This is a genomic window from Streptomyces sp. NPDC057474 (genome assembly GCF_042802555.1).
Lineage (GTDB): Bacteria > Actinomycetota > Actinomycetes > Streptomycetales > Streptomycetaceae > Streptomyces.
In genome coordinates, this window is the sequence record NZ_JBHVDX010000108.1 from 20,853 (window position 1) to 31,781 (window position 10,929).

A 10,929-nucleotide genomic window follows, 5' to 3' on the forward strand; every position below is an offset into this window, starting at 1 on the left:
CGAGTAGTCGCCGTCTGGTCGCTGGGAGCTGACAGCAGCAGGAAGGAAACGACGTTGCCGGCAAATCGCGTGTTGGCTACCGATGAGGCCACGGACCTGATCGCCCTTGTGCGAGACATCTGCGCGAAGGAACTCGCGCCAAAGGCAGTCGAGGCGGAAGCGACAGAGACGTTCCCGCGGGAAGTCTTCGGTGTGCTGGGTCGCGCAGGCGTCCTCGGCCTCCCGTACGCCGAGGAGTACGGAGGGGGTGGGCAGCCGTACGAGGTCTACCTGCAGGCGATTGAGGAGATCGGTTACGCCTGGTCGAGTGTCGGCGTCGGCACGAGCGTCCACGTTCTGTCGTGCTTCGGGCTCGACACCATGGGAACCGAGGAACAGAAGCGCCGGTGGCTGCCGGACATGCTCGGAGGGGAACTGCTGGGGGCGTACTGCCTCTCGGAGTCGCACGCCGGCTCGGATCCGGCGGCGATGACCACTCGCGCGGTCCGCGACGGGGACGAGTATGTCCTCACGGGCGCGAAGGCGTGGACGACCCATGGCGGACATGCCGACTTCTACAAGGTGTTGGCCCGCACGAGCGAGAACCGCAACGGCATCTCCTGCTTCCTCGTTCCCGCCGATGCGCCGGGACTGACAGCGGACCCGCCGGAGCGAAAGATGGGCCTTACCGGTTCGGCGACGGCGACCATGCGACTGGACGGTGTGCGCGTGCCGGTCGAGCGACGTCTGGGCGAGGAAGGCGATGGCTTGAAGATCGCGCTCGCGGGGCTCGACGCCGGTCGGCTTGGGATCGCGGCGGTGGCTACCGGGCTTGCACAGGCGGCACTGGACGCGGCGGTCACGTATGCGCAGGAGCGGGAGACCTTTGGCAAGCGGATCTTCGACCACCAGGGCTTGGCATTCGTGCTCTCCGACATTGCCGCCGCGGTCGAGAGCGCGCGGGCGACGTACCTGGCTGCCGCACGACGCAAGGACCTCGGCCTGCCGTATTCGCGTGAGGCCAGCATCGCGAAACTCGTCGCCACGGACAACGCGATGAAAGCGACGACGGACGCCGTGCAGGTATTCGGGGGCTACGGCTACACGCGTGACTTCCCGGTCGAGCGATTCATGCGTGAGGCCAAGGTCATGCAGATCTTCGAAGGAACCAACCAGATTCAGCGGATGGTGATTGCCCGCCATCTCGACAAGAAGTAGGGAGACCCCGTGGAAATTCAGGACACCTCGGCCATCGTCACGGGCGGTGCCTCGGGACTCGGAGCGGCGACGGCGGTGCGACTCGCCTCGGATGGCGCGCGGGTGTTCGCTCTTGACCTTCCCGCTGCGATTGCCGACGCCCCCACCGTCCTCGGCGTCACTTACGTCGGCGTGGACGTGACCGACGCTGAGCAGGTGCGCACCGCCGTGGCCGCGGCGGCCGGGACTGGCCCGCTGCGGACTGTGGTGAACTGCGCAGGCGTGGCGCCAGGGAGCCGAATCCTGAACAAGGATGGCTCTCCGGGGGACCTTGGGCTCTACGCCAAAGTCGTCTCGGTCAACCTCATCGGCACCTATAACGTGCTCGCGTTGGCTGCGGAGCAGATTGCGAAGACCCCGGAGCTTGAGCACGGCTCGCGCGGCGTCATCATCAATACCGCCTCGATCGCAGCGTTCGAAGGCCAGACCGGTCAGGCCGCCTACGCCTCCTCCAAGGGCGGCGTGGTCAGTCTCGGACTACCCGCCGCGCGGGACCTCGCGCAGTGTGGTATTCGCGTGTGCACCATCGCTCCTGGCGTCGTCGAGACCCCCATGCTCGCCGGCATCAACGAGGAGTTCCAGAAGACACTCGCAGCGGGCGTGCCGTTCCCGAAACGCCTGGCCAGGCCCGACGAGTTCGCGCGGCTCGCGCGATTCATCGTCGAGCACGACTACCTCAACGGCGAGGTCATTCGTATGGATGGCGCACTGCGCATGGCTCCTCGCTGACAGACCGGAAATAGGAAGATCACAACAAAAGACCGGAAATGACCGGGATCTGACCGAAGATGCGATCCAGGTGCGTTCGTGTTGCGGTCACTGTGACCGTTCGCCGAACGATTCCTTTCGGGCCCGCCAGGCCCTCGTGACGCACCGCCGCGAGCAGTAGACCGCGTTCGAACGGCGGTCCACCCCCGCGACCCAAGTACTCCCGCACTCAGGGCACACGGCCCTTCCGGCGCCGCCCAGTTCCGCGGCCACCCGCTTGCGCAACCGCAGGTCCCGACGCCACTGCCTGGCACGACATGCCGTAGAGCAGAACCTCGCCCGAGGCGGAGCATCCGGCCTCAGCCGACTCTCACACCCCTCGCACACGCGCTCCACAGCCTGCCCGGCGTCCTCGGACACCCGGCCAGCCTAGGGCGCAAAGCTACTCATAACCCGGGATCGAAAACAGGCACTAAGCTTGTCTTTTAACCTCGGGTGTCCGCGTGTTGGTCTACAGCTGATCGCACCTCGGTATCGATGCACTCCGCCGTGGAGCACGTAGAGCACCAGGGGAAGCGGTGGAGGAGGCTGCTGCGGTTGCTGTTGAATGAACGGAATGAGTGAGTCTGCTGCTGTTCGACTTCGTCAGGCCGTCAGGCGTATTCACGACGCCACCCGTGAACGTACTGCCACGGGGCGTGGCCTGGAGGAAGCCGACGACGTCGCTGGCACGTTCGCCACGGACGGCGCGCTCGGCTTCGACCCGTTCCCTTTCCTTCGGGCTCTGCACGAGACCGGTTCGCAGGCGGTGGTCATAGGCCAGGTCGCCGGGATCATGCACGGCTCGGTGGAGCTGACCGGCGACCTCGACCTGCTGTGGGACGGCACGTCCGGGCAGGCTCAGGCCCTGCGCGACGCCCTGACAGCCATGGGCTGCACGGACCTGCCCGACCTCGACCGTCCTCAAGTGGCCTACCAGGTGGCCAGCGTCAGCGGTGACCTGTGCACGCCGGCCCTGCCCTGGGGCGAGATGGACGTTGCTCCCTGCCTCGCACGGGCGGTGAGTGCCCACGACCCGGCGGGCTTCACCATCCGCTACGCCGCTCTGGACGACCTGATCCATATGCGGCGCTCTCTCGGCCGTCCCAAAGACCATCGTCGCGCGGACGAACTCGCCCGTTCGCTTCCCTGACTTGTTACTTGACCTCTGGCCTCGAACGTTGCCTCGTACAGGGTCACCCACCTGGGCATTCGCCGGACAGACGGACGGCCCTCACATGAGCATGCGTTCTGTCACTGAACCGCACTCATACGAAGGCCGCAGAGGTGAGCCTGGTGCACCACGATGCCCGGCGGGATGCGTTCGACTTCACGTCACACTTCCGGGAAGACTTCTACGCGTGCCTGACCGCACGTGGTGACACGCTGTTCGAGCTCTGCGACGCGATGCTCTGCGAGGACGGCCCGGTGACCTCGCCGGTCGACCTGACGCTGCTGGCCGAACACCGGCGCGGGCACGGAGCGATGTACGACGCGCTCAACCAGGGCCGCATCGACACGGTCCGGCTGCGCAAGGCGTTGGCCATGCTGCCGCAGCCCAAGGCCGCCGACGGGCGTCTGGTCCTGGCGGTCGATGTCTCGGCGTGGCTGCGGCCCGACGCGCCGACCAGTCCGGACCGCCTGTTCTGTCATGTCTACGGACGCTCGGGACGCTCCTCGGACCAGTTCATTCCCGGCTGGCCGTACTCGTTCGTCGCCGCTCTGGAGACGGGCCGCACCTCGTGGTGCCAGCTGCTGGACGCGGTCCGGCTGGGACCCGACGACGATGTCGCCGAGCTCACAGCCGCCCAGGTCCGCCGCGTCGTGAACGACTTGATCGGCCAAGGCCAGTGGGAGAACGGCGACACGGACATCCTGGTCGTCTTCGACGCCGGCTACGACGCCCCGCGCATGGCCTACCTCCTCGATGGCCTCCCGGTTGAGGTGCTGGGGAGGATGCGCTCGGACCGTGTCATGCGACGGCCGACACCCTCGCTCAAGGAGTACGCCCTGTCCTATCCCCGGGGCGGGCGACCGCCGAAGCACGGCAAGGAGTTCCGCTTCGCCAAGCCCGACACGTGGGGCGAGCCGGACGCGGCGACGGTGCAGGTCACCGACCGCTACGGCACCGCCCAGGCGATGGCCTGGGACCGCATCCACCCCCGGCTCACCACCCGCAGTGCGTGGATCGACCACGACGGCGAACTCCCCATCATCGAGGGCACCCTGATCCGCCTCCAGGTGGACCATCTGCCCGGCGGAGGTGACCCACTGCCCGTCTGGCTGTGGTCCTCCAAGACTGGCATGACCAGCGAGGACGTCGACCTGCGATGGCAGGCGTTCCTCAGGCGCTTCGATCTTGAACATACTTTCCGTTTTGTAAAGCAGACGCTCGGCTGGACCCGGCCCCGGCTGCGTACTCCCGAGGCCGCGGACCGGTGGACGTGGCTTGTCATCGCGGCGCATACCCAGCTCAGGCTCACCCGCGAGGCCGCGGCCGATCTCCGCCGCCCCTGGGAGAAGCGGGCCGAACCCTCCCGGCTCACCCCCGCCCGCGTCCGCCGGGGGTTCAGGAACCTCCGCCCTCATCTGCACAGTCCGGCCCGTGCACCTAAACCCTCAACACCCGGCCCAGGACGCCCACTTGGCTCCAAGAACCGGCGGACCGCAACCCGTTACGACGTGGGCAAATCGACCAGACGCCCTGAAAGCATCGCTGAACGTAATCAACTCAAAGCTCACAAACCATAAAAAGCAAGCTAAGCAAAACCCGCAACAGTTGGAGACCCTGCGCCACCGCGGCCGGGCGGCCCGCGCCCGGAAGAGCTGGTCTTTCGTGTGGCGCCGGCCGGCGCCACACGAAAGACCACCCGTCGCCTCAGGGGCGGTATGCCAGGCGTGGCGAGGCAGTTCGCGGGCTTCGCCGTGGGACCGGACGGATCCCTGGTCCTGTCGGCCAACGGCGAGGGCACGGTGGTGCGCGAAGCCGGCCTCAAACGGGGCGCGAACCTCCACCACGGCAGATGAACGCGAGTGGACCTTCGCCCGCGAGCTGCTGGCCGAGGGGCTGTGCTCGGGAGTTCACGACCACGGGTCGAGGTCCAGTGGCGGGAGGGTGATGGTCGTGTCGTCGCCGCAGCCGATCTCGCCCCAGTAGGCGCAACCCGTCTCCCCACCGGCGCTGCCGGAGTCATCCGGGACATACGGGTCCGTGGGTTCCCACGGTGCTGTGGGGTCGTCGGGCGGGAAGGACTCGGGCGGGAAGGACTCGGGCGGGTAGGTCTCCTCGGACGGTCCGGGCTCCGGCGCGCCGCAGGCCACGGATTCCGTCACGACGCATGTGCTGTCGCCGGGGACAATATCGGGCGGCTCGTCGCCGCATGCCGTGACGGTCGCGAGAGCGAGGGCAGCGACACCGGTGAGGAGCAGGCGACGGGTCTTTGTGCACATGGGCACTCCAGTGATGAGTTATCGGTCCTTCGGCGTTCGCCACGATGACGCGTCCGGGCACCCTGCCGCCTGAGACACCGGTCCCGTCTCACCCGGGCGTCCGGCGGGCACAGCCGGGACTTTCGCCCCGCGCCAGGGCGTGGCCGGCGGGCGCACTGTGTTCTCACGGCCGCCGGGCATGTTCCGGCCGGGCGAAGGGGGACGAGATGTCGTTGCTGATCAACGCGTTGTACACCGCGGGGGAAGCGGCCGCGAAGCGGTTTCTGGGGTCCCGGGCCGGGGCGATTCCCGAAATGCTGCGGGTCCAGAAGGCGAAGGCCCAGCTGGTGGAGGGCCAGGCACAGGCAGGCCTGGCCGAACAGGCGTCGGACAGTGACATGTCGACCTACCCCGACGCCGGTGACGGGGGAGGGCCGGGCACCGGCGGAAGCGCCGACGGCTCGGCGGCCGGCGAAGACGACGGCGGTCCGCTGTCCGGGGGATTCGGGGGAGAAGGCAGCGGACCGTCGTCGTCCGGCGGTGACGGCGCCGGATCGGGGATCGGTGAAGTCGGCGGCGGCGCAGGGCTCCTCGAGATTCTCCTGCGCATGGTCGAGGGGTAGTGCCGCTACGCCGCGGCTGCCGCTGCGTTCCACCGGTCGCGCTCGGCAGCCAGTTCGCACCCGTATACGGGTGCGCTGACGCGTACAGGGATCTGCCGGAACGGTGTCGTCCGTGTTGCGGCTGCCGGAGAATGAGGTGTGGCTGTGCGCGTGGTCGTGTGGTCGGTCGTACTCAGCAGTGTGATGATGGTGGCGCTCGCCGGGTGGGCGGAGGTCGCGCTTCACGACATCCCGGGCCATGAGCAGTCTGTCACCGAGGTCGTCCTGATGGGTGCCGCACTGGTGTCCTGGGCCGCCGCGGGCGCGGTGCTCACCGTCCTGCGACCGCACAATCCGCTCGGCTGGCTGTTCCTGGTCATTGGCGGATCTGGCGCCTGGCAACTGGGCCTTGCGGCGTACGGCAGTTACGGAGTCACGGCCGCCCGCGGCTGGCCAGGAGCCGCCGCCGTCGCCGCCGTGGCGGGCGGCGCGTATGTTCCGTCGCTGTTCGCTCTGCCCACCGTCGTCCTGGCGCTGTACCCGGGCGGACGCCTTGAGGCGAAATGGCTACGGTGGCCTGTGGCCACGGCGGCCGTGGCCATCGGCACCCTGACACTGACCGCGGCCTTCGACCCCGACGCCTACGACGACATCGTCCCCGGCGGCACCCCACCGGTGGCCATACCTCCTGCCATCCTCGGCCCTCTGATCGTCTTCTGCCTCCTTCTGATCGGCCTCTGCGCGCTGGTCATCACCGCACAGGCGCTGCGGCGGCTGGTGCGCTCCGAGCCGCCCGAGCGCCAGCAGTTGGCGTGGATGCTGTCCGTCCTGGCTGTCGTCATGGGCACCTCGTTCTTCACCGGCCCGCTCGTTCGGGCCTACCTGGCCGTCCTCGTTCCCGTGTCGGTGGCCGTTGGTGTGCTGCGCTACCGCATGCTGGGCATCGAGGCCGTGCTGCGCCGCGGGTTGGTCTACGGGCTTCTGACGACCGCGGTGGCTGCCCTCTACCTCCTCACGACCGCTGTCATCGGAACGATGTGGGAGCCGGGCCCGCTGCCCGGCGTGCTGACCGCCGCGGTGGTGGCCATCGCACTGACGCCGGCCCGGGACCGGCTGCAACAGTCCGTGGACTGGTGGATCTACGGTGCACGCCGTGACCCTCTGCGGGCCCTGGCCCGCCTGGGCGACCGTGTCGCGGACGGGGGTGAAGAGGATCTGCTCCCCGGCGCGCTCGACGTGGTCCAGCACGCGGTCCGGGCTCCCTCGGTCTGCCTCACCGGCGCGGACGGAGCCGTCCGCGCCACCACCGGTGCACCACCGACACCGGGACTCATGCTGCCTCTCCGGCTGGCCGGCCGGTCCCTTGGCACTCTCACCGTCTCCGACCGCGCGCCCGGTGAGCCGTACGGCCGGGACGACCTGCGTCTGTTGGAGGCGCTGGCGCAGCAGGTGGCCGTCATCGCCCGCGCCCTCGAACTCACCGACCTGGTCGCCGACCAGCGCGATCAGGTCATCGCGGCGACCCGCCTCGAACGCAACCGGCTCCGGCAAGACCTCCACGACGGCCTTGGCCCGTCCCTGGCCGGCATGGGCCTCGGTCTCCAGGCCGCCGCCGACAGCCTGAACCGCGATGACACCGCGACGGCCCAACTCCTGCTGGACCGCATGCGAGACGAAGTGACCGGCGCCGTAGGCGAGATCCGACGCATCATCGACGACCTGCGCCCGGACGCCCTGGACCACATGGGCCTCCTCGAAGCCACCCGCAGACACGCACGCACCCTCGCCCCCGCGGTGCACATCGAGATCACGGCGCCCGAACTGCCGCCGCTGCCGCCCGACGTCGAAAGCTCCGCCTACCGCATCGTCACCGAAGCACTGACCAACGTCGCCCGCCACGCGGCCGCGGACCATGCCGACGTCCGCCTGACCGTCCGCGACCACAGCCTGCACATCACGGTCACCGACGACGGCCGGGGCCTGCCGGCCCGAACCACCCCGGGTGTGGGGCTGACATCGATGCGCCGCCGCGCCGAAGCCCAGGGCGGCAGCCTCACCGTCCAACCGGGCGCCAGCGGGACCATGCTCACCGCCGTCCTGCCCCTGGAGGAAGCATGACCGCTGTGACCGTCGTCCGCGTCGTCGTCGCCGACGACCACCCCATGTACCGCTTCGGCCTCGTGGCCGCCCTCTCCGGCGACCACGGCATCGAGATCGTCGCCGAAGCCGCCGACGGCCGCGAACTGCTGGCCGCGGTCGAGCGCACGCAGCCGGACGTCATCCTCACCGACCTGGCCATGCCTCACCTCGACGGCACCGCGGCAATACGCGAACTCTTCGCCAGACACAGCGACGTCGCCGTCCTGGTGCTCACCATGCACGAGGACGACCAGGCCCTCATGGGAGCGCTGCGTGCCGGAGCCCACGGCTACCTCCTCAAGGGCGCTGACCGGACCGAGATCGTCCGCGCCGTACTGGCCGTGGCATCCGGCAACGCCGTTTACGGCCAAGCCGTCGCCCAGCGCATCAATGCCTTCTTCACCCAGACGCAGCGCGCGTACACGGCCCAAACCTTTCCTGAACTCACCGGCCGAGAGCGGGAGATCCTCGAACTCGTGGCCCTGGGCCAGGGCAACCACCAGATCGCCCGCACCCTGTATCTCGCGGAGAAGACCGTCCGCAACCACGTGTCCGCCATCATGAACAAACTCGGCACCACTACCCGGGCCGCCACCGTGGCCAGAGCCCGCGACGCCGGACTCGGCGGCTGACCAGGTTATGCCCGGTGGGCAGTGAGCTCCGCACTCAGCGGTGCCATGCACGACTGGCTGCACACCGATCCGGCCCTCGAGGCCGACGCCCCCGGCCTCGACAACCCTCAAGGAATGCCTGCGGATGCACAAATACTCGCTGTGTGCCTGCCGGGGCGGGTGGCATGGTCGTGTCGGCTTTGGGGTTCGGCCTGGAGGGGGCCGGTGGCCGGGCCGGTCAGCCGATCGCCGCTTCCTCACGCCCGGCGTGGCCGATTCGCTGACCGGCGGGAGCGGTCTTGCGTAGCTGTGTGATCTCCAGGCGTTCCTGGAGCGGTACGCGGTGGTGCCGCAGGAGCTGGTCCAGCACCGGATGCCGCGTCTGGTGCCCACGGGTGGGCGCGGGGTGGGCCCGCAGGGGCCGGGGTGCGTGGTGGCGCCGCCCGGCTACGGCAAGTCCCCGGAGCTGAGTGTCCTCACGGCGATGTTCCTGCACGGCGGCTGGCTGCACCTGCTGGGCAGTCTGCTCTTCCTGTGGATCTTCGGCAACAACGTCGAGGACCGCATGGGCCACATCCGGTTCCTGCTGTTCTACGTCGTGTGCGGATATGCGGCGGCGTACGCCTTCGCCCTGGCGAACGCCGGGTCGGGTGAGCCGCTGATCGGCGCCTCCGGGAGCGGGGACGGCCTTCACGGTGATCCCGGCTCCCGTCACCCGCCCGTCCGGGCCGGTGCCGGCTCGGTGGAGAGAGCGCCGTGGACCTCCCGGGGGGCGTCCAGCGCCGCCGGTTCCGCCTGCTTTACCAGCGCCTGCGGGGCGGTGTCGGGGGCCTGCTTCGTCCCGAGCCCCCGCAGGTCCACCCACCGCAGGGTGATCAGGGTCAGAAGGACGGGCAGCGTGCCGCCGAGGACGAAGACCCAAACCATGAACTCCCGGCTGGAACCGACGCCCGCCAGAGCCGCGGACAGCGGGACCAGGGCCAGCGAGCCGAGCCAGTCGATGCTGATGACCCGGCCGCGGACCGCGTTGGGAACGGACGTCTGCACCAGCGTCGACCAGTAGACGTTGCCGGCCGTGGAGAAGAAGCCGTACACCGCGCCCAGCGGGAGCAGCAGCCACAGGGACGGGGAGAAGACCATCAGGGCGAGCGGGGCCGCGCCGATCGTCCAGGCGAGGAGCATGCGGCGGGCGTAGTCGGCGGGCGGCTTGCGGGCGGCCAGGACGAACGAACTCACCACGGCGGCCACACCGGTGACGGCGACGAGCAGTCCGTAGCCGCGGGCGTCGCCACCGAGGTCGTCGTGGATCAGGAACGGCAGCAGGACCTGCCGGGGGCCCGACTGGAGCAGCAGGACCACGCCGGACCACACGATGAGCACCCACAGCCAGCGTTCCCCGAAGAGATACCGCAGGGCCTCCCGGTACGGGACCGGCTCCCCGGCGTTCTCCTGCCCGCCGTTCCCCGCGCTCTCCCCGCTGCCACCGGCCGAGCGGGCGGGACGGAAGGAGATCGCGGCGACGCACAGGGCGGCGACGGCGAAGCTGAGCGCGTTGAGGGTGATGACGGCGAGCGAGCCGACCAGCGCGATGAGCAGGCCCCCGACACCCGGGCCGATCATCCGGACGGCGAGTGACCGCACGATCGACTCCAGCGCGTTCGCTGCGTGCAGGTCGTCCTCGGGGACCAGGTCCGGGGTGAAGGCGTCGGCCGCCGGCCCGCTGACGGCGGCGGCGGCGCCCAGCACGAAGGCGCCCCCGACCAGGTGCCAGACCTCCAGATACCCGCTCAGGTGGACGACGGCGAGCGCCGCCAGCACCGCGAAGCCCACCACGTACGACCAGCCGATGACATGCTTGCGGGGATAGCGGTCGGCCAGGACTCCGCCGATCAGGACGCAGCTGATCAGGCCCACCGACTCGGCACCGACCACCATGGCCAGCCCCGAGTTGTCGGCGCCCAGCTCGATGGCCACCCACGGCAGGGCGACCAGCCAGACGCCGTCGCCCACCATGCTGATGAGGTAGGAGACGAACAACAGGCGGTAGTCACGGTGCCGCAGCGGCACCAAGGGCTTGGTCAGGGACTTCATCGGGATTCCCAACTCTGCGGGTTCTCGGGGGCGTGGGTACGGCGGACGCCGTGCGTGCGGCCACCGGGTCACGG

The 10,929-nt window shown here is 69.4% G+C and carries 10 protein-coding genes and 1 pseudogene; 9 read left to right on the forward strand and 2 right to left on the reverse strand.

Annotated elements, in window-relative coordinates:
* Positions 1-54: 54 nt before the first annotated feature.
* The 5 genes from ACFU53_RS26965 to ACFU53_RS26985 all read left to right on the forward strand — a co-directional run bounded on the left by ACFU53_RS26965 (position 55) and on the right by ACFU53_RS26985 (position 5,010).
* Complete coding sequence (locus ACFU53_RS26965) at positions 55-1,197, forward strand: acyl-CoA dehydrogenase family protein (RefSeq protein ID WP_383997522.1); 1,143 nt, start codon at positions 55-57, stop codon at positions 1,195-1,197.
* A 9-nt stretch (positions 1,198-1,206) separates the two neighbouring features.
* Positions 1,207-1,965, forward strand: coding sequence for an SDR family NAD(P)-dependent oxidoreductase (locus ACFU53_RS26970; RefSeq protein ID WP_383997493.1), 759 nt, complete (start codon positions 1,207-1,209; stop codon positions 1,963-1,965).
* A 595-nt stretch (positions 1,966-2,560) separates the two neighbouring features.
* Positions 2,561-3,136: a hypothetical protein gene (locus ACFU53_RS26975; protein ID WP_383997495.1), complete on the forward strand. Its 576-nt coding sequence runs from the start codon at positions 2,561-2,563 to the stop codon at positions 3,134-3,136.
* Positions 3,137-3,270: 134 nt separating this feature from the next.
* Complete coding sequence (locus ACFU53_RS26980) at positions 3,271-4,734, forward strand: NF041680 family putative transposase (protein WP_383997498.1); 1,464 nt, start codon at positions 3,271-3,273, stop codon at positions 4,732-4,734.
* Between the two features lie 147 nt (positions 4,735-4,881).
* On the forward strand, positions 4,882-5,010 hold the full coding sequence (locus tag ACFU53_RS26985) for a hypothetical protein (protein ID WP_383997501.1): 129 nt from the start codon (positions 4,882-4,884) through the stop codon (positions 5,008-5,010).
* Between the two features lie 54 nt (positions 5,011-5,064).
* On the opposite strand, the gene ACFU53_RS26990 is transcribed toward ACFU53_RS26985, so the two are convergent.
* Positions 5,065-5,433, reverse strand: a complete 369-nt coding sequence (locus ACFU53_RS26990; protein ID WP_383997504.1) for a hypothetical protein — start codon at positions 5,431-5,433, stop codon at positions 5,065-5,067.
* A 206-nt stretch (positions 5,434-5,639) separates the two neighbouring features.
* Between ACFU53_RS26990 and ACFU53_RS26995 the strand changes: the two genes are divergently transcribed.
* The 4 genes and pseudogenes from ACFU53_RS26995 to ACFU53_RS27010 form a co-directional block, all read left to right on the forward strand.
* Entirely contained in the window at positions 5,640-6,035 is a 396-nt protein-coding gene (locus ACFU53_RS26995; RefSeq protein ID WP_383997507.1) for a hypothetical protein, read from the forward strand.
* Positions 6,036-6,179: 144 nt separating this feature from the next.
* On the forward strand, positions 6,180-8,132 hold the full coding sequence (locus tag ACFU53_RS27000; RefSeq protein ID WP_383997510.1) for a histidine kinase: 1,953 nt from the start codon (positions 6,180-6,182) through the stop codon (positions 8,130-8,132).
* On the forward strand, positions 8,129-8,785 hold the full coding sequence (locus ACFU53_RS27005) for a response regulator (protein WP_383997513.1): 657 nt from the start codon (positions 8,129-8,131) through the stop codon (positions 8,783-8,785). The genes ACFU53_RS27000 and ACFU53_RS27005 overlap by 4 nt, the downstream gene beginning before the upstream one ends.
* A gap of 238 nt (positions 8,786-9,023) precedes the next feature.
* Positions 9,024-9,461 (forward strand): annotated as a pseudogene (locus ACFU53_RS27010) (rhomboid family intramembrane serine protease); the annotation flags it as partial.
* Positions 9,462-9,475: 14 nt separating this feature from the next.
* On the opposite strand, the gene ACFU53_RS27015 reads toward ACFU53_RS27010, so the two are convergent.
* The gene (locus tag ACFU53_RS27015) at positions 9,476-10,855 is read right to left on the reverse strand and encodes an MFS transporter (protein ID WP_383997525.1); all 1,380 of its coding nucleotides are present in this window, start codon (positions 10,853-10,855) and stop codon (positions 9,476-9,478) included.
* Positions 10,856-10,929 lie beyond the last annotated feature (74 nt).

Bases quoted from the DNA above. Each gene is read 5' to 3' on its own strand.
- ACFU53_RS26975 (WP_383997495.1), top strand. From the start codon at position 2,561: ATGAGTGAGTCTGCTGCTGTTCGACTTCGTCAGGCCGTCAGGCGTATT.
- ACFU53_RS26990 (WP_383997504.1), bottom strand. From the start codon at position 5,433: ATGTGCACAAAGACCCGTCGCCTGCTCCTCACCGGTGTCGCTGCCCTC.
- ACFU53_RS26995 (WP_383997507.1), top strand. From the start codon at position 5,640: ATGTCGTTGCTGATCAACGCGTTGTACACCGCGGGGGAAGCGGCCGCG.
- ACFU53_RS27005 (WP_383997513.1), top strand. From the start codon at position 8,129: ATGACCGCTGTGACCGTCGTCCGCGTCGTCGTCGCCGACGACCACCCC.
- ACFU53_RS27015 (WP_383997525.1), bottom strand. From the start codon at position 10,855: ATGAAGTCCCTGACCAAGCCCTTGGTGCCGCTGCGGCACCGTGACTAC.